The 19,429-nt window shown below is 64.4% G+C and carries 19 protein-coding genes; 10 read left to right on the forward strand and 9 right to left on the reverse strand.

From position 1 onward, the window contains the following. Positions 1 to 85: 85 nt before the first annotated feature. The 6 genes from RBB46_RS14345 (at position 86) to serA (ending at position 6,243) form a co-directional block, all read left to right on the forward strand. Positions 86 to 1,063 (forward strand): ABC transporter permease, encoded by a 978-nt coding sequence (locus RBB46_RS14345; RefSeq protein ID WP_306029696.1) that lies wholly within the window; start codon positions 86 to 88, stop codon positions 1,061 to 1,063. Between the two features lie 7 nt (positions 1,064 to 1,070). Further along, entirely contained in the window at positions 1,071 to 2,000 is a 930-nt protein-coding gene (locus tag RBB46_RS14350) for an ABC transporter permease (RefSeq protein ID WP_306029697.1), read from the forward strand. A 7-nt stretch (positions 2,001 to 2,007) separates the two neighbouring features. Next, complete coding sequence (locus RBB46_RS14355) at positions 2,008 to 3,003, forward strand: ABC transporter ATP-binding protein (protein WP_306029698.1); 996 nt, start codon at positions 2,008 to 2,010, stop codon at positions 3,001 to 3,003. Then, positions 3,000 to 3,998, forward strand: coding sequence for an ABC transporter ATP-binding protein (locus RBB46_RS14360; protein ID WP_306029699.1), 999 nt, complete (start codon positions 3,000 to 3,002; stop codon positions 3,996 to 3,998). The genes RBB46_RS14355 and RBB46_RS14360 overlap by 4 nt, the downstream gene beginning before the upstream one ends. A 7-nt stretch (positions 3,999 to 4,005) precedes the next feature. Further along, positions 4,006 to 4,878 (forward strand): N-formylglutamate amidohydrolase, encoded by an 873-nt coding sequence (locus RBB46_RS14365; protein ID WP_306029700.1) that lies wholly within the window; start codon positions 4,006 to 4,008, stop codon positions 4,876 to 4,878. Between the two features lie 120 nt (positions 4,879 to 4,998). Further along, positions 4,999 to 6,243: a phosphoglycerate dehydrogenase gene (gene serA / locus RBB46_RS14370; protein ID WP_306029701.1), complete on the forward strand. Its 1,245-nt coding sequence runs from the start codon at positions 4,999 to 5,001 to the stop codon at positions 6,241 to 6,243. A gap of 3 nt (positions 6,244 to 6,246) precedes the next feature. On the opposite strand, the gene RBB46_RS14375 is transcribed toward serA, so the two are convergent. From RBB46_RS14375 to RBB46_RS14395, 5 genes are all read right to left on the reverse strand, one after another. After that, on the reverse strand, positions 6,247 to 6,840 hold the full coding sequence (locus RBB46_RS14375) for a YceI family protein (RefSeq protein WP_306029702.1): 594 nt from the start codon (positions 6,838 to 6,840) through the stop codon (positions 6,247 to 6,249). 115 nt (positions 6,841 to 6,955) lie between these two features. After that, entirely contained in the window at positions 6,956 to 7,858 is a 903-nt protein-coding gene (locus tag RBB46_RS14380; protein WP_306029759.1) for an ROK family protein, read from the reverse strand. Positions 7,859 to 7,883: 25 nt separating this feature from the next. Continuing rightward, a complete protein-coding gene (locus RBB46_RS14385) occupies positions 7,884 to 9,536 on the reverse strand; it encodes an ABC transporter ATP-binding protein (protein WP_306029703.1) in 1,653 nt (550 codons plus the stop codon). Further along, entirely contained in the window at positions 9,533 to 10,393 is an 861-nt protein-coding gene (locus RBB46_RS14390; protein ID WP_306029704.1) for an ABC transporter permease, read from the reverse strand. Before RBB46_RS14390 ends, RBB46_RS14385 begins: the two co-directional genes overlap by 4 nt. Positions 10,394 to 10,397: 4 nt before the next feature. Continuing rightward, positions 10,398 to 11,342: an ABC transporter permease gene (locus RBB46_RS14395; protein ID WP_306029705.1), complete on the reverse strand. Its 945-nt coding sequence runs from the start codon at positions 11,340 to 11,342 to the stop codon at positions 10,398 to 10,400. 146 nt (positions 11,343 to 11,488) lie between these two features. Between RBB46_RS14395 and RBB46_RS23310 the strand changes: the two genes are divergently transcribed. Continuing rightward, a complete protein-coding gene (locus tag RBB46_RS23310) occupies positions 11,489 to 11,710 on the forward strand; it encodes a transposase (RefSeq protein WP_369293115.1) in 222 nt (73 codons plus the stop codon). Positions 11,711 to 11,881: 171 nt separating this feature from the next. Next, a complete protein-coding gene (locus RBB46_RS14400; protein WP_306029706.1) occupies positions 11,882 to 12,718 on the forward strand; it encodes a hypothetical protein in 837 nt (278 codons plus the stop codon). A gap of 120 nt (positions 12,719 to 12,838) precedes the next feature. Here RBB46_RS14400 and RBB46_RS14405 read toward each other — a convergent pair whose 3' ends face one another. Both RBB46_RS14405 and RBB46_RS14410 read right to left on the reverse strand, forming a co-directional pair. Further along, entirely contained in the window at positions 12,839 to 13,234 is a 396-nt protein-coding gene (locus RBB46_RS14405) for a VOC family protein (protein ID WP_306029707.1), read from the reverse strand. Between the two features lie 3 nt (positions 13,235 to 13,237). Then, complete coding sequence (locus RBB46_RS14410; RefSeq protein ID WP_306029708.1) at positions 13,238 to 13,537, reverse strand: helix-turn-helix transcriptional regulator; 300 nt, start codon at positions 13,535 to 13,537, stop codon at positions 13,238 to 13,240. Positions 13,538 to 13,817: 280 nt separating this feature from the next. Here RBB46_RS14410 and RBB46_RS14415 point away from each other — a divergent pair, with 280 nt between their 5' ends. Both RBB46_RS14415 and RBB46_RS14420 read left to right on the forward strand, forming a co-directional pair. Continuing rightward, complete coding sequence (locus RBB46_RS14415) at positions 13,818 to 14,771, forward strand: TAXI family TRAP transporter solute-binding subunit (RefSeq protein ID WP_306029709.1); 954 nt, start codon at positions 13,818 to 13,820, stop codon at positions 14,769 to 14,771. Positions 14,772 to 14,916: 145 nt separating this feature from the next. Beyond that, positions 14,917 to 16,674, forward strand: a complete 1,758-nt coding sequence (locus RBB46_RS14420; protein ID WP_306029710.1) for a TRAP transporter fused permease subunit — start codon at positions 14,917 to 14,919, stop codon at positions 16,672 to 16,674. Between the two features lie 82 nt (positions 16,675 to 16,756). Here RBB46_RS14420 and RBB46_RS14425 read toward each other — a convergent pair whose 3' ends face one another. Both RBB46_RS14425 and RBB46_RS14430 read right to left on the reverse strand, forming a co-directional pair. After that, positions 16,757 to 18,070, reverse strand: a complete 1,314-nt coding sequence (locus tag RBB46_RS14425; RefSeq protein ID WP_306029711.1) for a TadE/TadG family type IV pilus assembly protein — start codon at positions 18,068 to 18,070, stop codon at positions 16,757 to 16,759. Between the two features lie 551 nt (positions 18,071 to 18,621). Continuing rightward, positions 18,622 to 19,368 carry a hypothetical protein gene (locus RBB46_RS14430; RefSeq protein WP_306029712.1) on the reverse strand — a complete coding sequence of 249 codons (747 nt, stop codon included), beginning with the start codon at positions 19,366 to 19,368 and terminating at the stop codon, positions 18,622 to 18,624. Between the last annotated feature and the right edge of the window lie 61 nt (positions 19,369 to 19,429).

The following is a 19,429-nucleotide window of genomic DNA, read 5'->3' on the forward strand; positions in this document are numbered from 1 at the left end:
GGAGCCGCGGTGATCCCTGCGGCTCCCTCGTCGTCTTTCGTGTCGCGGGCCGGGCAACGGGCCCGGTGAGAACAGGGCACACGCCATGAGCGTCTTTATCCTCCGCCGCCTGCTGCAGAGCGCGCTGGTCATGGTGGCCATGGCGGTGCTGGTCTTTTTCGGTGTCCATCTGGTCGGCGATCCGGTCTACATGTTCATCACCCCGGACATGGATCAGGCCGACATCGAGAACGTCACCCGCGCGCTCGGCCTCGACCGACCGATCTGGGAACAATTCTGGATCTTCATGACCAATGCCGTGCGGGGCAATCTGGGCCAGTCGTTCATCTTCGGCGAGCCGGCGCTGGGCCTGATCTTGCAGCGCATGCCGGCAACGCTCGAGCTTGCCTTCGCGGCGCTTCTGATGGCCGTCGTCATCGGCATTCCGCTCGGTCTTTATGCCGGGCTTTATCCCGACGGAATTCCGGCCAAGACGATCATGGCCGGTTCCATTCTCGGGTTCTCGCTGCCCACCTTCTGGGTTGGCATCATGATGATCATGATCTTCGCGGTGATTCTCGGCTGGCTGCCCTCGACCGGGCGCGGCGACACGGTCGAGGTCTTCGGCCTGCACCTGTCCTTCCTGACGCTCGACGGCTTGCGGCATCTGGCGCTTCCCGCACTCAACCTGGCCCTGCTCAAGATCTCGCTGGTCATCCGCCTGACCCGTGCCGGCACCCGCGAGGCGATGTTCCAGGACTACATCAAGTTCGCCCGGGCCAAGGGCCTGTCGCGTCCGCGCATCGTCGGCGTGCACCTGCTCAAGAACATCCTCATTCCGGTAGTCACCGTGCTTGGCCTGGAGTTCGGTTCGCTGATCGCCTTCTCGGTCGTCACCGAGACGATCTTCGCATGGCCCGGCATGGGCAAGCTCCTGATCGAGGCGATCCAGCAGCTCGACCGGCCCATCATCGTCGCCTACCTGGTGATGATCGTCTTCCTCTTCGTCGTCATCAATCTGGTGGTGGACATCCTCTATTCGATCCTCGATCCGCGCGTGCGGCTCGGCGATCGCGGACAGTGAGCCGGCGATGACCAGTCTCGATCCCGCCTCCAGGGCGGACCCCGTGCCCGCGGTTCCCAAGGCGGCGGAAACGCCGTTGCGCCGCTTCGTCTCCGACTATTGCGACAGCCGGCTCGCCGTCGGTGCGGCCTTGCTGCTCGCCGTCATCGTCCTTGTCGCGCTTCTCGCGCCCTGGATCGCGCCGCAGGACCCGTACGACCTGGCCGTCGTCTCGATCTTCGACGCGCGCCAGCCGCCAGGTGCGCAAAGCATGGACGGCTACACGTTCTGGCTGGGCACGGACGGTGCCGGCCGCGACCTGCTGTCGGCGATCATCTACGGCCTGCGCATCTCGCTTTCCGTCGGCGTCGCCTCCGGCGTCATCGCCATCATCGTCGGCATGACGGTCGGCCTGCTCGCCGCCTATGCGGGCGGGCGCACCGAAAACCTGATCATGCGCGTCGTCGACATCCAGTTGTCGCTTCCCGCCGTCCTGATCGCGCTGATCCTGCTCGCGATTCTCGGCAAGGGAATCGACAAGATCATCATCGCGCTGGTGATCGCCCAGTGGGCCTACTACGCCCGTACGGTCAGGGCCTCGGCGCTGGTCGAGCGACGGCGCGAATATGTGGAGGCGGCCGCCTGTCTCGGCCTCTCGCATGCCCGCATCGTCTTCCGCCACATCCTGCCCAACTGCGTCGCGCCGCTGATCGTCGTGGGCACCGTGCAGACGGCGCATGCCATCGCGCTCGAAGCGACGCTCTCCTTCCTCGGCGTCGGCCTGCCACAGACCGAGCCCTCGCTCGGCCTGCTGATCTCCAACGGGTTCGAATACATGCTTTCGGGCAAGTACTGGATCGCCGTCTTCCCGGGCGTTGCCCTCCTGATCACCATCGTTTCGATCAATATGGTCGGCGACCAACTGCGCGACGTGCTCAACCCGCGCCTGCAGAAATGAGGTCCCGATGATCCGCGAAACCGTGCTCGAGGTCAGCGACCTCAAGACCCATTTCTTCACCAAGGCCGGCGTCGCGAAGGCCGTCGACGGCGTCTCCTTCTCGCTCGGCCGCGGCGAGGTGCTGGGCCTTGTCGGGGAGAGCGGGTCCGGCAAGACGGTCACCGGCTTCTCGCTGATGGGGCTGGTCGACCCGCCCGGGCGCATCGTTTCCGGCTCGATCCGCCTCGGCGGGGAAGAACTCGTCGGCCGGCCGGAGGAGGCCTGGCGCACCCTGCGCGGCCGGCGTATCGCCATGATCTTCCAGGACCCGATGATGACGCTCAATCCGGTCCTGCGCATCGACACGCAGATGATCGAGGCGATCCGCGCGCATGAGGACATCTCCCGCGAGGCGGCGCGCGAGCGGGCCCGCGAGGCGCTGGCCCGCGTCGGCATCCCTTCGCCGGACGAACGGCTCGCCGCCTATCCGCACCAGTTCTCCGGCGGCATGCGCCAGCGCGTCGCCATTGCAATCGCGCTGCTCAACGAGCCGGAGGTGATCGTTGCCGACGAGCCGACAACGGCGCTCGACGTCACCATCCAGGCGCAGATCCTCTACGAGGTGCAGAAACTGTGCGCCGATACCGGGCTTGCGATGATCTGGATAACCCATGACCTTGCCGTCGTCGGCGGCCTCGCCGACCGGGTGGCGGTCATGTATGCCGGTCGTATCGTCGAGCAAGGGCCGGTTGACGCCGTGCTCGATGCGCCCTTCCATCCCTATACGCACGGGTTGATCGGCTCGGTGCCGAGCCACAATCGGCGCGGGCACAGGCTCACGCAGATACCTGGCATGGCGCCCTCGCTCCTGCATCTGCCGCCGGGCTGCAGCTTCGCCGCGCGCTGCCCGCGCGCAGACGCCGCCTGCAACGAGATGCCGGCGCTCACCGAGCTATCGCCCGGACGCGGTGCCCGTTGCCATCATCCGCATCTTGCCGAGACCGCCACCGGAGGTGCCGCATGAGCGACGCGCCGCTGCTTGCGCTTGAAGACGTCTCCAAGCGCTTCGTCCGCCGCCTCGACGCGGCCGAGAAGATCGTCAACCTGCTCGGCGGCAATCGCCGGGAGGAAGTGGTTCACGCGGTCGACAGCGTTTCGCTCGGCATTCGCGAGGGTGAGGTCGTCGGCCTCGTCGGCGAGAGCGGTTGCGGCAAATCGACCCTCGGCCGGGTCGTTGCCGGCGTGCATGCGCCGAGCGCCGGCAAGGTTCTCTGGCGCGGCCGCGATGTTGCCACCATGTCCGGCGCGGAGCGGCGCGATGCGACGCTGAAGATCCAGATGATTTTCCAGGACCCGATGTCCTCGCTCAATCCGCGCATGCGGGTGCGCGACATTGTCGGCGAGGCGCCGCGCGTCCATGGACTGGTGTCGGGGGAAGAGGTTTCCGACTATGTCGACGCCATGCTGCTGCGCGTCGGGCTGGATCCGGCCATCAAGAGCCGCTATCCGCACCAGTTCTCCGGCGGCCAGCGCCAACGCATCGGCATTGCAAGGGCGCTGGCGGTGCGGCCGGACTTTCTTGTCTGCGACGAGAGCATCGCCGCGCTCGACGTCTCCATCCAGGCGCAGGTGCTCAACCTGTTCATGGACCTGCGCGAGGATCTGGGGCTGACCTACCTGTTCATCTCCCACGACCTTGGCGTCGTCGAACACCTCGCCGACCGGGTGGTGATCATGTATCTGGGCCGCGTCGTGGAAAGCGCGCCGGCGGCCGAGCTCTTCGCCGATCCGAACCACCCCTACGCCCGGGCGCTGCTCGACGAGGTGCCGCGCATCGATACGCGGAAACGCATCTTCCAGCCGGTCAAGGGCGAGATCCCGTCGCCCCTTACCCCGCCGACGGGTTGCCATTTCCACCCTCGCTGCCCGCATGCCAAGCCGCGCTGCAGCGCCGAGGCGCCGGCCCTGCGCGAGATCGCCCCGGGGCGCCTGTCCGCTTGCCACATGAACGACGGGTGAGGGCGGCATGACATCGAACGAGGCGGAGAACACAGCCGCTGAGGCGATGATCTCGGTCCTGCGGCCCGGGCGTCTTGCCGCGCCGCTGGTGCTCGACAGCCCCCATTCCGGCACGCTCTACCCTGCCGATTTCGACCCTGCCCAGCCGCCGGAGCGATACCGCCGGGCCGAGGACATGTATGTCGACGAGCTCTTCGGCGACGCGCCCGCCCTCGGTCTGCCGCTGCTGAAGGCACACTTCGGTCGCATCTATTGCGACGTCAACCGTGCCTTCGACGATCTGGACCCCTCGGTGCTCGACGATGCCTCGGGCCTTGCCCTTGCCCCTTCGGCCAAGGCGCGGCTCGGCAAGGGTGTCGTATGGACCGCGACGCCGCCCGACGGCGCGCCCTTGCTGGCAAGAGCGCTGCCGCGCGCCGCCTACGAGGCGCGGCTGGCCCGTTGCTGGCACCCCTATCACGAGGCGCTTGCCCGCCTTCTCAATGAGACGCGTGGTTCGGGTCAGGTCTTCCATCTCGACCTGCATTCGATGCAGCCCGTCGCCAATGCCATGCACGAGGATGCGACCGACTCGCCCCGCCCAGACATCGTCCTGTCCGACCGCGAGGGGACGAGTGCCGCTGCCGGCTTTCTCGATGCGGCGCTGGCAGCGCTCGACGGGTTGGGCTTTTCGGTGGCCATCAACGATCCCTTCAAGGGTGCGGAGATATTGCGCCGCCACGGAAATCCGGCGGCCGGCGTCCACTGCCTCCAGATCGAGGTCAACCGGGCCCTCTACATGGACGTCGAAGCCTATGGAAAGACGGCACAATTCGGCGACACAAGGCGGCATATGGCGGTCTTTCTCGCCCGCCTTCGCGACTGGTGTGCGGGGGCCTGAGCGGTCAACGCCCGGGTGCATTGCAAAAAGCGGCGGTTGAAATTTTCCCCCGGACAGGGCACCAGAGCGACAACGCGGGCGAGACTCGCGCACCCCTTCCTCTGTTTCCGGGATGACCGCATGAAGACCGGCCTGTCGCGCCCCAAGCATCAGATCCGCTGGCTGCTTCTGGAGGGCATCAGCCCGAGCGCGCCGGATGTGCTCGCCCAGGCGGGTTACACGAACGTCACCCAGATGAAGACGGCGCTCGACCGCGCCGCGCTGATCGAGGCATTGCAGGGCGTGCATATCCTCGGCATCCGCTCGCGCACCCAGGTCGACGAGGAAATCCTCAAGGCGGCGGGCACGCTGGTCGCCGTCGGCTGCTTCTCCGTCGGCACCAACCAGGTCGATCTCGTCGGTGCCAACCGGCGCGGCGTGCCGGTCTTCAACGCGCCGTTTTCCAACACCCGCAGCGTTGCCGAACTGACCATCGCCGAGATCGTCATGCTGGTGCGCGGCACCTTCACCAAGTCGATGGCGGCCCATTCCGGACGCTGGCTGAAGACGGCGGCGGGCAGCAACGAGGTGCGCGGCAAGACGCTCGGCATCGTCGGCTACGGCAACATCGGCTCGCAGCTCGCCATGCTCGCCGAGGCGATGGGCATGCGGGTCGTGTTCTACGATCACACCGACAAGCTGCGCCACGGCAATGTCGAGCCGGTCGGGTCGCTCGGCGAGCTTCTTGCCGTCTCCGACGTCGTTTCGCTGCACCTGCCGCAGACGCCGGAAACGCGCGGCATGATCGGCCGCGACGAGATCGCGGCGATGAAGAAGGGTGCCTATCTGATCAACAATGCCCGTGGCACCGTGCTCGACATCGATGCGCTTGCAGATGCGTTGAAATCGGGCCATCTGGCGGGTGCGGCCGTCGATGTCTTCCCGAGCGAGCCGAAATCCAACGACGAGGAATTCGTCTCGCCGCTGCGCGGGCTCGACAACGTCATCCTGACGCCCCATGTCGGCGGTTCGACGGAAGAGGCGCAGGAGCGCATCGGAGAGGAGGTGGCCCGCCGCCTGGTGGAGTATTCCGACGTCGGTTCGACCATCGGCGCGGTCAATTTCCCGCAGGTGCAGCTTCCCAAGGGCACCAGCAACACCCGCTTCATCCAGGTGCAGCGCAATACGCCGGGCGAACTCGGCAAGCTCAACGATCTCTTCGCCGCCCAGAAGATCAACATCGCCGCCCAGCATTACCAGACGGATGGCGAGATCGGTTATGTGGTGCTCGATGCCGACGGGCCGGTGGCAAACTCCGTCGAGGTGCTGGAGGGGATCCGCGATCTGTCCGGTACGATCCGCGCCCGCCTGCTCAACCGCGTGTGAGCGCTACTGCCGGATCGCCTCCAGGTCGATGCGGATCTCCACCTCGTCGCCGACGAGCCCGCCCTCCAGTGCATAGGTCGAGCCGAACTGCGAGCGCTTGAGTGTCGTTCTGGCGCTGATGCCGACCACATGGGTGCCACCGAACGGGTAGGGGCCGATCTTGTTGAGCGTGACGTCGAGCGTTACCGGCCGCGTCACGCCGCGCAGGGTCAGGTCACCGGTGATCTTGCCACGCGTCTCCGTCTCCGGATGTGCCTCCGTCATTTCGAACGTGATCGCCGGGTGTGCCTCCGCCGCGAGGAAGTCGTTCGAGCGCAGGTGTCCGTCGCGCCGCTCGTCGTTGGAAAAGACGCTGGCCGCCTCGATCTCCACCGTGAGGTCCGAGAGCGCCCGCGTGTCCTCGTCGAAGGTGAAATTGCCCTTGCCCTTCAGGAACATGCCCCAGGTTGGCGCGTAGCCGATATGGACGGCATTGAAGACGATGGAGAAATGCGCCGGGTCGATAGCATATTGGCGCGGTTCCGCGCGTGAAGGGCCGGCGCTCGCAAGCATAGCGATCAGGCCGAGCGCGATGGCGGGCAGGGAGGTCTGGCGCATGTCGGTCGTCCTTTCAAACAGAACCGGCGTTCAAACAGAACCGGACCTGCATATAGGCGAAAGCCCGGCCGCAGCGAGGGGCGCGCCGGTCCGCCCCGCTCTTGCCGCCGCCGCGTCAGGCCGCGTCGTTCCAAAGCCAGGCGGCGCCGCGCACGCCGGAACTGTCGCCATGCTTTGCCTTGCGCACCGGCACATCGTACTGGTCGGAAAAGACATGCTTGCGCATCTCGTCCGGCAGTCGCTCGTAGAGCTCGTCGATATTGGACATGCCCCCGCCGAGCACGAAGACGTCCGGGTCGAGGATGTTTGCGACCATCGCCATCGCCCGCCCGAGCCGCGAGACGTAGCGCTCGAACGTCGCCATCGCCTCCGTCTCGCCCGCCCGGGCCCGCGCCATGATCTGCGGGCCGGTCAGCTGCAGTCCTGTCGCCCTGGCATGATCCCACTGGAAGCCGGTGCCCGAGCACAGCCGGTCGATCGTGCCGCGCTTGCCGGTCCAGCACTCGGGACCGGGAAACTCCTCCGCGCTCATCCAGGGCACGGGGATGTTGCCCCATTCTCCGCCGATGCCGTTGGCGCCGCGATGCGCCCGCCCGTTGATGACGATGCCCGAGCCGCAGCCCGTGCCGACGATGATCGCGTGCACGATGGCAGCGCCCGCGCCCGCCCCGTCGGTCGCCTCCGAGACGGCGAGACAGTTGGCATCGTTCTGGATGCGCACGGCACGCGAAAGCGCTCCCTCCAGGTCGCGGTCCAGCGGCTTGCCGTTCATCCAGGTGGAATTTGCGTTCTTGACGAGGCCGGTCGCCGGCGACAGAGAGCCGGGAATGCCGAGGCCGACCGTGCCGCGCGCGCCGGTTGCCTCTTCCGCCGCGGCGACCAGCCCGGCCACCGCGCGGATGCAGCCGTCATAGTCGTCGCGCGGCGTCGCCACGCGCTTGCGGAAGCGCTCGCCGCCGCCGTGATCGAGCGCGATGATCTCCATTTTCGTGCCGCCCCAGTCGATGCCGAGGCGCAGGCCCGGTTCCGCGCTCATTGCCGTTTCATGGTCCTGTTCTTTCGTCCTCGATGGCCGCCCGGATGGCGAGCGCATCGGCAAGCCGGGGTGCGGCCGCGACCAGCATTCGCGTGTAGGGGTGGCGGGGATGATCGAAGACGCGGGCCGTCTTGCCGCGCTCGACGATCTTGCCGCCGTTCATCACCATGACGTCATCGGTGATCGCCCGCACGACGCTGAGGTCATGCGAGATGAACAGGTAGGCGAGCCCGTGCCGGGCCCTGAGGTCGGCGAAGAGATCGAGGATCTGCGCCCGGATCGAGACATCGAGTGCGGAAACCGGCTCGTCCGCGACGATCAGTTTCGGCCGCGTCACCAGCGCCCGTGCAATGGCGACGCGCTGCCGCTGCCCGCCGGAAAATTCGTGCGGGTATTTCGCCATGTCGGCTTCCGAAAGCCCCACCTCGACAAGGGCTTCCGCCACCCGCTCGCGCATTTCGCGCGCGCTGATCTCGCCGCGCAGCAGATGCAGGGGCTCGGCCACCACCCGGCCGATCCGGTGGCGCGGGTTGAAGCTGCCATAGGGGTCCTGGAACACCACCTGCACGGCCCGGTGCACGGCCTCGCGCGTTGCGCCGCGTGCCGCGTTCGGATCCTGCCCCAGCACCTCGATCGTGCCGCCATTGGGGGCCTCGAGGCCGAGCAGGGCGCGTGCCAGGGTCGACTTTCCGCACCCCGATTCCCCGACGAGGCCGACGCTTTGCCCCGCGCGGATCTCGAAGCTCACCTTGTCGACGGCGATGAACGGCTCGGCGGCGCGGAAAATACTCCGCCGCGGCTGCGGATAGCTGCGCACCAGCTCGCGGACGCTCAGGATCGGCAGGGTGCCGTGGCTTGCCGGGGTGCGCGGCGGCCCCTTCGGGCGCTTCGGCACGTGGTTCGACGCGGCCATCAGCGCCTTCGAATAGGGGTGTTGGAGATTGGCGAAAAGCGCGGCGGTCCGGCCGCTCTCGACGATCTCGCCGTCCTTCATGATCGCCACCCTGTCGGCCATTTCCGCGACCACCGCGAGGTCGTGGCTGATCAACAGGCAGCCCATCTTCTCGGTATCCGCGATTTCGCGGATCAGCGACAGGATCTGCGCCTGGATGGTCACGTCGAGCGCCGTCGTCGGCTCGTCGGCGATCAAGAGGTCCGGCCGGCAGGCGATCGCCATGGCGATGACGACGCGCTGCCGCTGGCCGCCGGAGAGCTGGTGCGGAAAGCGCTCGGGCGCGACTTTCGCCCGCGTCAGTCCGACCCGGTCGAGCAGTTGCCGGGCGCGCTCCATGGCGTCGGCCCGCGACAGGCGCAGATGCAGCACCAGCCCTTCGGCGATCTGCTCGCCGATGGTCTTGACCGGGTTGAGGGCTGTCATCGGCTCCTGGAACACCATGCCGATGCGCCGTCCGCGCAGCCGGCACATCGCCGCTTCCGACAGGCTCAGCACGTCCGCCCCGTCGAGCAGGATGCGGCCGCGCGCCTGCGCCCCGTGCGGCAGCAATTGCATCGCGGCAAGCGCCGTCATCGATTTGCCCGAACCGGATTCCCCGACAAGGCCGAATGTCTCGCCGCGCGCGATCTCGAGCGACACGCCCTTCAGGATCGGCGTGCCGTGGATCGCCACATCCAGTCCCTCGATGGCGAAGAGGCCGCTCATGCGACGCGCCTTTTCAGCCGCGGATCGAGCAGGTCGCGCAACCCGTCGCCCATCAGGTTGAGGCCGAGCACGGTGATAACGATGGCAAGTCCGGGATAGAGCGCCAGCGAGGGGGCGAGGGCCATCATCGTCTGCGCTTCGTTGAGCATCCGCCCCCAGGAGGCGAGCGGCGGCTGTGCGCCGAGCCCGACATAGGAAAGGCCGGCTTCGGCGAGAATGCCGAGTGAGAACTGGATCGTGCCCTGGACGATCAGGAGGTTGGCGATGTTGGGCAGGATGTGCTCGGCGATGATGCGGATCTCGCCCTTGCCGGCGACCCGGGCGGCGAGCACGAATTCCCGTGATTTCAGCGACAGCGCCCCGCCGCGCGCCACCCGCGCGAAGACCGGGATGTTGAAGATGCCGATGGCCAGGATCGCGTTGACCGCTCCGGGTCCGAGGATCGCGGTGATCATCACTGCCGAAAGCAGCGCCGGGAAGGCGAAGACGAGGTCGTTTGCCCGCATCAACCCCTCGTCCAGCCAGCCGCCGCGCGCCGCCGCCACCAGTCCGAGCGGCACGCCGACGAGGATGCCGATGCCCACGGCAACCAGCGCCACGGCGATCGATGTGCGCGCCCCGACCATCAGCATCGACAGCATGTCGCGGCCGAACTGGTCGGTGCCGAAGGGATGGGCGAGCGAGGAGCCCTGCAGCCGGTCGGGCACGCTGAGCACGTCGATCGGGTAGGGCGTCCACACCAGCGAGACGAGCGCTGCGGCAAGCACCAGCGCGACGATGGCCATCCCCAGCGCCAGCGCCTTGTGCGTTCTCAAAAAGCCGATCGTTCCCGCGCGCGTGCTGCTTCGTCCCGCCATCGCCTCAGTGCCTCCGCAGCCTGGGGTCGACGAGCGCGTAGGCAAGGTCGACGAGGAAGGTGACGAGAATGACGCTGGCGACGAGCAGCACGACGACGCTCTTCACCACGATCAGGTCGCGCTGGGTGATCGCCTGGAAGATCAGCCGGCCGAGGCCCGGCAGATAGAAGACGTTCTCGATGATGATCGTGCCGGCGATGAGGAAGGAGAACTGCAGGCCCAGGATGGTCAGCACCGGGATCAGCGCGTTGCGCACCGCGTGCCGCCACAGCACGGCCGTGCGCGTCAGTCCCTTGGCGCGGGCGGTGCGCACATAGTCCTCGTGCAGCGCGTCGATGAGGGATGAACGCATCACCCGGGCAAGGATCGCCGCCTGCGGCAGCGCGAGCGCCACCGCCGGCAGCATCAACGCCTTCAGCGCCGGCCAGATGCCCGCCTCCCAGCCGGGAAAGCCCCCCGAGGGCACCAGGCGCAGCGTCACCGCGAAGACGAAGACGAGCAGCATGGCGAACCAGAAATTGGGAATGGCGATGCCCACCTGCGTCAGCGCCATGATGCCGCTGTCCTGCCAATGGCCGCGCTTGGAGGCGGCATAGACGCCGACGGGAATGGCGATGAGCGTGGAAAGCGCCAGCGCCAGCAGGGCCAGCGGCAGCGACACGGTGATGCGCGCCGCGACGAGATCGGCGACAGGCACGGAATAGGTGTAGCTGGTGCCCAGATCCCCGCTGGCAAAGCCCGTGATCCAGTCGAGGTAGCGCAGCCAGGCCGGTCGGTCGAGGCCCATCTGGGAGCGCAGCGCGGCGAGCGTGTCCTCCTGCGCGTTGATCCCCAGCATCACCTGCGCCGGGTCGCCCGGAATGACCTCCAGCACGAGGAACACCAGCGCGGTCGCGACGAGCAGCGTCGCGGCAAGGCCGGCGAAACGTTTGGCGGCATAGACGAGCATCGGGCGCTGGCTGCTCCGGGCGGGAATCTCTTGTGCCGTCAGAGGTTATCGGGGAAGGGCGAAGCGGGGAAGGGGGAGAACTGAGTCCCTGAACCTCCTCCAGATTGTGGGAGCGCCCATCAATCACTCGTCTTGCAAATAGTTTCGTGCCTTCTATTTTCTATATCAATTTGATTGAAGGCGCGTGGTCGCACATCAATCGCCAGTTTTACGGCACCCATCGCTGGATTTCAGACAAGCACCTTGGCCGTTACGTCTCTAAAATGACATGGCGCTACAATCGCTGCGACATAGATGATAGCGTCCCACGAGTGCACTGCTTGGGCAGGTCGAGGGCCGCTTGCGGTATTAAGGAGCTGATCGCATGACCAGCAAGCAAAAAAAGGAAAATCCATTCGCGGAAATGGATTGCGATGAAGCGCTGAGCAGGCTCGCACAGACAGACGAGGGCGAGTTGGAAGAAGAGCTAGCTCATGACATACTCTCGCGGGCTGCCCGCACTAGAAAGCGGGTTCAGGAGGCGAGAGAGGGCATACAGCGTGGCGCGAGAAGTCGACCAAAGAACGACCGATTCCGTCTTTGATTTCCTATATGTGGACCATCGTAAGATCGGATTGTTTCTCTCTCAGTTTTCAGAGTTCGGCGACCTAACTGATATCGTCCATTCCACGAGCGTGACAGACGATTCTAAGCTTGCCGGAGGGCTAAAGGGTCTTGTGAGCGCAGAAAGCAAGACGGGCGAAAAAGAGGCGGTCGAGCGCCGATATCGTGCGCACTGGTCTCAGGCCCTCAATTTTCTTGATGAAGTTCACGCCAGGAAGATGATCGGAAAGGAGATTTCGGCCACTCGCCTAGGTCGGCTCGTCCTCGCGGACGGCGATCTGTTGGTGGCGAGTATGCAACCTTTCGCGAAGACATGGGGGGCAATTGCTCAAAATCAGAACGAACAGCGGCCACAGGGCAATAGGCATGCAAGGAGACGCGCTGGAAAAGCGCAAGACGCTCTTCAGTCAACCGAGGAGAGTAGCCAGGGCCTGAACATTCTTGGCTCCTTGGAGCAGCCTGTTTTCATGGTGCTTAAAGGTGATGGGAAAAAACTATGGTCCACATTGGAGCCTGATTTTTTGATCGGAGGATCCGCAGATCTAAACCTGAAGCATGGTCTTAGGTTGACGGGCAGATGGCACGTTTTGGGCATTCTTGACTGTGAACCTGGTCCGCAGGGAGACGCCGGCCCTGACAGGTTGTGTGGTGGCGGTTACAACGAATTAAGTGACAGTGTGAAGGAAATATGGCGTGAATTCGGGATGGTCTTCGGTCGTCCAGAAGACTGCTACGGCATCACTCCACTCATAATAATGCGTGAAATCAGCTAGGGTCAAATAGATACAAGTTCTTTTTTAAGTGGCCCTTAAGTTTGGCAAATCTTTTGTACTTGGCAAGCTGTGAGTATCGAGAAGGGGCCTTGCCGTCCCCGTCTCGCTTTCCGTTGCCGCTCACGCCGCTTTCGGGAATTCCACGAGCTGGATCAGGTTGCCGCAGGTGTCGTCGAAGACCGCCATGCGGACCGGGCCGGCATCCATCGGCGCCATGGTGAACGCCACCCCGAGTCCTCGCAGACGCGCGCATTCCGCGTCGAGATCCTCGACCTGGAAAGAAGTGGCCGGAATGCCGTCGGCGACAAGGGCGTCCCTGTAGGGGCCGACGGCGGGATGCCCGGCCGGCTCCAGCAGCAGTTCGACCCCGTCGGGATCCTCGGCCGGGACCACGGTCAGCCAGCGGGCGTCACCTGCCGGCACGTCCCTCTTGAGGCGGAACCCCAGCGTTCGCGTGTAGAAATCGAGGGCCTTCGCCTGGTCGTCGACGAAGACGCTGGTCACGTAGAGCCTCACGGTTCAGTCCTCCTGGATGAAGCGCCCGAGCCAGCAGCCGGCTACAAGGCGCAGCGGCGACAGGTCGGCGGTGTGGATTTTGGTCCGGCCTTTCCGGGCCGTGCGCACCAGACCGGCGCGCTCGAGAATGTCGAGATGCTGCGAAATCGTCTGCCGCGACAGACCGCTGCCGTCCTCGGCAAGCGTTGCGGCGCAGACCTCGAACAGTGTCTGGCCGGGATGGTCGTCGAGGCGCTCGATGATGCGCCGCCGTGTCGGGTCGGCCAGGGCCTTGAAGACGAGATCGAGCTCGGCGTCGGTCATCGGGACAAAATGCAGTAAAATGACTGCATGTCAAGCAAGGCAGGCCGGTGCCGCCGTTTCGCCCGCCCCTTCATCCCCACCCTCGTCAATTTCCCCGATCTTTGTCCGTGCAAGACGGGTGCGGGCGGATTAATCTCCCCCTCCCGGCCGGTCACCGATCCGCTGCGCTGGGCAGCCGGCGGTTCGCCTCGCAAGGGACGGACCTTTCCGGCGCCCGCGCGGCGCAACGCGGCGACCGCCCGCATCAGAAGATTTCAACGACGTTCCCCTGGGAGGACACATGACGATCTGGAGCAAACTCGCCATTGCCGGGCTCGCGGCCCTCGTGCCGCTCGCCGCATCCGCCGAGACCCGCGTGACCTACAAGTCCGCCTCGGCCGGCTCCTCCTATTACCAGATGGGCGTGCAGCTTGCCGAAGGCATCAAGGCCGGCACCGAAGGCGGCATCATCGTCACCCTGGAGGAGAGCCAGGGCTCGGTGCAGAACGTGATGGAAGCGGCCGTCCGCCCGGGCAATTACGTCTTCACCACGCCGCCGGCGCTGGTCGGGCTGGCCCAGGCCGGCAAGGCCATGTTCAAGGACAAGGGCAATCCGAAGTTCGACGAGATCCGCGCGCTCTTCCCGATCCCCTCGCTGACCATGCATTTCGTCATGTCGGCGGACAGCGGCGTCACCGATTTCGCCGGCATGGAGGGCAAGACCATCCTCATCGGCAAGGGCTCCTTCGGCGCGACGGAAGGCGCCAAGTATCTCGATCTCTTCGGCCTCAAGGACAAGGTGACGCTCGCCGACGTGGAGCTGTCCAATGCCGGCGCGGCGCTGAAGAACGGCCAGATCGACGGCTTCGTCACCGCCGGGTCCTGGCCGGCGCCGAATGTCATCGAGGCGGCCGCCGGCACGGGCGTGACGCTGCTCTCGCTCACCGACGAGCAGATCGCCGCGACCAAGCGCACGAAGCTCGTCATTCCCGCCGGCACCTATGCGGGCCAGGACAGCGACGTTGCCACCACCTCGCTCGACGTCGTCGCCTACACGACGGCGCAGATGGACGACGACACCGCCTATGCGATGACGAAGACCTTCTGGGAGCAGAAGGAGAAGATGGGCGCCGACGCGCCCTGGTGGAACGGCGTCTCCACCGACATGCTCGCCAGCATCAAGGGCAGGATCCATCCCGGCGCGCAGCGCTACTATGCGGAAAAGGGCGTTGCCCTCACCGACGCGCAGAAGTGATCGGCCTCGCGCGGAGTGCCGGCGACGGTCGCTGACCGCGGCCGGCTCCGCCCCCTGGAACATGCCCGGCCCGGATGATCGCGTCCGGGCCGCGGCATTTCCGTCCCCCCCGCAGGTTTCGACGGTTTCCCGAAGGCAGTACCTGATGTCCCTCACGGCCCGGCTGGTCTGGGCGGCGCTCGGCGCCGTTTCCATCGCCTTTCATCTCTGGCTGGTCTTTTCCGGCCTTGTGCCCAACCTGGTCAGCCGGCCGCTGCACATGGCGCTGGCGCTGCCCTTCGTGCTGATACTGGCCGCGAAAACACCATTCCAGCGCTGGAGCGGACCGCCGCTTGCAGCCCTTGGCGTCGCCGCCTGCCTTTGGGTCGCCTGGAACCATGACATGCTCGGCGACCAGTACGGCTATCTCGCCGGCGATTTCCAGATGGCGGTGGCCCTGCTGCTGCTCTTCGTGACGCTGGAAATGGCGCGCCGCGCCATCGGCTGGCCGCTGCCGCTGGTCGCCGGCCTGGCGCTCGCCTATGCCGTGTGGGGCGAGGCGATCCCGGGGGAGTTCGGCCATCCCGGCCTGCCGATGGCGAGCCTGTTCGGCACGCTGGCGATCGCCGAAGGGGGGCTGTGGGGCAAGCTCACCGGCGTCTCGGTCTCGGTCGTGGCGATCTTCGTCATCTTCGGCGCGGTGCTCAATGCCGGCGAGGCGGGCCAGGGCTTCATGAATGTCGCGGCGGCTGCTGCCGGCCGGCTGCGCGGCGGCGCGGCCAAGGTCTCGGTGCTCTCCTCCGCGCTCTTCGGCTCGATTTCCGGCTCAGCCTCGGCCAATGTCGCCTCCACCGGGGCGATCACCCTGCCGGCGATGACGCGGCTCGGCTATCCGCGCGCGCTTGCCGGCGCGGTCGAGGCGGTTGCCTCCTCGGGCGGACAGATCATGCCGCCGCTAATGGGGGCGGGCGCCTTCGTCATGGTCGAGCTCACCGGCACGCCCTATTCAGACATCATGATGGCGGCGATCCTGCCGGCCTTTCTATACTTCCTCGCCGTGTGGGTCGGCATCGACGCCTTCTCCCTGCGCCATGTGCTGAGGGGGCTTGCGCCGGAGGACCGGCCCGCCGCCCGCATCGTCATCATCACCTCCGGCTTCTTCCTGGTGCCGTTCGGCATCCTGCTCTGGGGCATGTTTGGGTTGGGCGTGACGCCGCAATACGCGGCCTCGCTGGCGATCCTGGCCGGCGCGTTGCTGCTTGCCCTCGATGCCCGGCTGACGCTCGACTGGCGACGCACTGCCCTGCGCGTCGAGGAGGCCTGCACCGGCGCCGGCCGCCAGATCGCCACCATCGCGGCGATCATCCTGTGCGCCTCCATCGTCATCGGCGTGCTCGGCCTGACGGGCCTTGGCGTCAAGATCACCTCGCTGATCCTGTCCGGCTCGGGCGGCTATCTCTGGCCGGCTCTGCTGCTGACCGCGCTTGCCTGCCTGATCCTGGGCATGGAGGTGCCAACGACCGCCGCCTATGTCATCTGCATCTCGGTCGCCGGTCCCGCGCTCACCGCGCTCGGCCTGCCGGTCCTGCAGGCGCATCTCTTCGTCTTCTGGTACGCGCTGCTGTCCACCATCACGCCGCCGGTCTGCGGCGCGGTCTTCATCGCCGCCGGCATGGTCGGCGAGAACTGGCTGAAGGTGGCGCTGTCGGCCATGGCGCTCGGCCTCGGCCTCTATCTCGTGCCGCTCGGCATGATCGCCAATCCCGACGTGATCGCGCTGGCCGCCGAACCGGGAGCCGCGCTCGTCGCCGGCGCCAAGATCGCGGCGGCCCTTTCGGCGATCTCCTTCGGCGTCATCGCGCCGCTCAACCCGCTCCTGCGCGCCGGCCTCGTCGCCGGCGGGGCGGTGCTGCTCTTCGTGTGAGGGGAGGGGGCGCTCCGCCCCCGGCCATTCGTGCGAGACGCTCCCGGCCCGCCGCCCCAGGCATCGTCGTCTTCAACTAGTATCAGTTCGATATTCTTACTCGTGAAGTAACAAACTTCTCCTTGAATTCCAGAAATTTAACCGGAACATCCTCGTGATTTTCCGCCTTGAAGTACCACCCCGGGGAAGCGCAGGACTCCAGCGCCGGACTGATCTTGTTCTTCACGGGTCTGACAGTGACATTGTATACAAAATTGTTCATGAGCTCAGGATACTGAATCTCAATAACAGCCAATTTGAACCCTCTCGATTTTATTTTGTCGCACAGTGAATTATCTATCGGCTTCTGTGAGTAGGAAAAGTCACGAGAGTTGACGCCATCGGTGATCAGAACGATCGTCTTGAGCGGTTCCGCCCTCGATCCGTCACCTTGCCTGCCCAAAAGCCTGGTCAGCCTGTTGAAAACCTGGCTGTAGTCCGTTTCATACCGGTCATGGTCCCGGAAACGTCCTAAAGCGGACTTGATGCTCGATGCGGACGTGGAAAGGCTTGCCAACTGCGTCGCGATGCTGCTGAAACCGATCACGGAAATACGCCGCAATCCACCCTTGGCTGCCGGGTCGGATGGATCCAACAGCAGATCGACCAGTTGATTGAACTGCAGAATGAGTTCGTCTTCCCTAAGCCTGATCCCGGCATCGCGGGCCATCTGATAGATGGTCTTGCCGGATGGTTCCCATCCCTGGCGGCGATGGCAGGCGAACTCGCAGCCTTGTGGCAGGTTATTGCCGAAGGTGGCTCTCATATAGGGGCGCGTCAGTGCCCCCAGTGCGGTACGGTCCCTCGGAGTAGCTCCGACGCCGGTTGAGCTCGAAAGATCGACCGAGAAGTAAATATCGTCATATGCCGGCTTTACGACAACAGATGTCGTAGATATCGGGATCTCGTTTATATGGAAAAATTTCGCGAATGTTGTTTCTAGAGAAAGATATCCTTCGGCTTCAAGTTCCGATCCGTCAAAGGAAATGACCTTTGCCTGAACGGAAGACCTACCGCGATTTTTCTCGTAATTTTCCTCAAGAAAATTTTGAAGAGACCTGCCAATCTCCGAGAGGCTGCTCTGGTGTATGGCAGCCAAAGCCGCTGCATCCAGAGCGTCTTGGAGCTTCTTCTTTGCCGAGACGGCTCTCGCCATGTCTATGGCAGACCCCACCGCGAGTATAATGCATGGGGCGGCAATCGCCGTGAAGATGGCGACGTTGCCGCTTTGATTTCGAAGCAGTCGCGGCACCGGTGTAGTGGCGGTGTCGGCCGTTCGCATGCAGACCTGTATAAACCGCTTCAGGATGCCGCGCAGGCACTGGCGGCATCTCATTAACATCCACAGATACACCACCACACCCTCCGAAAATCGGTATTTATTGTGGTGTTTATGGTATTTCTTGTATATTTAAGAATATATTTCTCGAACAATGAATTTTATGCAAATATAAGTGAAATAAAAACATGCAAATGAATATTTTTCATCGTATATAGAGTCGAGCGTCATTCGATTTTCGATCGGAAGTATATGACGAGCATGAGCAGTCTGGGTCTGCTTCTTGTCGTTATTTTTTGACAAGTGAAGGGCTTGCTGGATTGAGAGCCGTTCTGAATTGGAATTTTCCAATTATGATACCGTTGACGGGGGAAGGCGAGTTCCAGGAAGAAGCCGACATTCTCGGAGCCGCAGATTGCCTTCGTCCTGCCTCAGGACGATGAGGGAACATCGGTCGCTGAAGCGTGCTGCAAGGCCGGTCGGCCCGCCGCCCCACGCATCGTCGTCATTCCCGGCTTGCCCTGAATCCATTGCCGCCCTCGGCCGAACGTGATGGTTCCGGCTGCTTCTCGCTTGCTGGTGGCTTGACCGATGCTGCGGGGCGCAGAACTGGTTGCTTTGACGCAGAGCTACTTTAGTTTTTGAATGATTAACTTCAGCAATCTGATATCAATTTGACTGCTGGCTCCAGGTTTTTCTCTGAAAAATGGAAACATCAGCCACTTCTCGCCATTCCAGTGTTGTGAGAGTATTTTTAAGGCAGTCAGGTCCCTGTGCTTTTTCAGCGCCGCGTCAACCTTACGACGAACGATCCATGGCAGCGTTTCCACCATGTTGGCAGCGGTCTCATCGCGCAAGACGTTCTCGCGTTCCGACCGGCATTCGCCGTTTTCATCCCAGATGTACCACCGCTTCATCGTGGGGCCGATTTTCTCGGTCCATTTGAACTCGTCTTGCTGCTTCTCAGCAAAACCGTTGGCGGCCAATAAATTAGCTGCTCTGTTTAGATTGGGATGGACAGGAAAGCTGCGCCGCCCGCAACTTAAGGCGCTGTCATATGAGACATAGTTTTCGACAAAGGCCGAAAGCAATTCATTGAGCGCCTCCCGGGAAACGGTCTCCAGGCTGTCCATGTGCTGGTGCACGCCATCCACAGGAACAACGACCTTGTACAGTGTAAAGTGCTTTCCTTTTTTGTAGACGCCCACAAGGTTGAGGGCGAGACACCCGGCTTCATAGTTCGACTGCGCGAGATTGTGGACTTCGCCGGCGATTGTGTCGGCGCCGAGGTCTCGCCACATCTTGTCAGCCACGAGGTAGGCAAGCTCAGTTGCCAGCTCGCGCTCGGGAGGGGTGAGGGGAGAGTTGTCGCCCAAGTCGAGCAGCCTTTTCGAGTTCGATTTAGGAACCGGACCAGCCGTTTATGCGCAAGCAATG

Source organism: Stappia sp. MMSF_3263, from assembly GCF_030733745.1.
Taxonomy (GTDB): Bacteria; Pseudomonadota; Alphaproteobacteria; order Rhizobiales; family Stappiaceae; genus Stappia.

Excerpts from the sequence above, each read along its gene's own strand:
- RBB46_RS14355 (WP_306029698.1), top strand. The coding sequence starts at position 2,008 with ATGATCCGCGAAACCGTGCTCGAGGTCAGCGACCTCAAGACCCATTTC.
- RBB46_RS14345 (WP_306029696.1), top strand. The coding sequence starts at position 86 with ATGAGCGTCTTTATCCTCCGCCGCCTGCTGCAGAGCGCGCTGGTCATG.
- RBB46_RS14410 (WP_306029708.1), bottom strand. The coding sequence starts at position 13,537 with ATGACCGACGCCGAGCTCGATCTCGTCTTCAAGGCCCTGGCCGACCCG.
- RBB46_RS14360 (WP_306029699.1), top strand. The coding sequence starts at position 3,000 with ATGAGCGACGCGCCGCTGCTTGCGCTTGAAGACGTCTCCAAGCGCTTC.
- RBB46_RS14350 (WP_306029697.1), top strand. The coding sequence starts at position 1,071 with ATGACCAGTCTCGATCCCGCCTCCAGGGCGGACCCCGTGCCCGCGGTT.
- RBB46_RS14415 (WP_306029709.1), top strand. The coding sequence starts at position 13,818 with ATGACGATCTGGAGCAAACTCGCCATTGCCGGGCTCGCGGCCCTCGTG.
- RBB46_RS14420 (WP_306029710.1), top strand. The coding sequence starts at position 14,917 with ATGTCCCTCACGGCCCGGCTGGTCTGGGCGGCGCTCGGCGCCGTTTCC.
- RBB46_RS14385 (WP_306029703.1), bottom strand. The coding sequence starts at position 9,536 with ATGAGCGGCCTCTTCGCCATCGAGGGACTGGATGTGGCGATCCACGGC.
- RBB46_RS14365 (WP_306029700.1), top strand. The coding sequence starts at position 4,006 with ATGACATCGAACGAGGCGGAGAACACAGCCGCTGAGGCGATGATCTCG.
- RBB46_RS14375 (WP_306029702.1), bottom strand. The coding sequence starts at position 6,840 with ATGCGCCAGACCTCCCTGCCCGCCATCGCGCTCGGCCTGATCGCTATG.
- RBB46_RS14390 (WP_306029704.1), bottom strand. The coding sequence starts at position 10,393 with ATGGCGGGACGAAGCAGCACGCGCGCGGGAACGATCGGCTTTTTGAGA.
- RBB46_RS14395 (WP_306029705.1), bottom strand. The coding sequence starts at position 11,342 with ATGCTCGTCTATGCCGCCAAACGTTTCGCCGGCCTTGCCGCGACGCTG.
- serA (WP_306029701.1), top strand. The coding sequence starts at position 4,999 with ATGAAGACCGGCCTGTCGCGCCCCAAGCATCAGATCCGCTGGCTGCTT.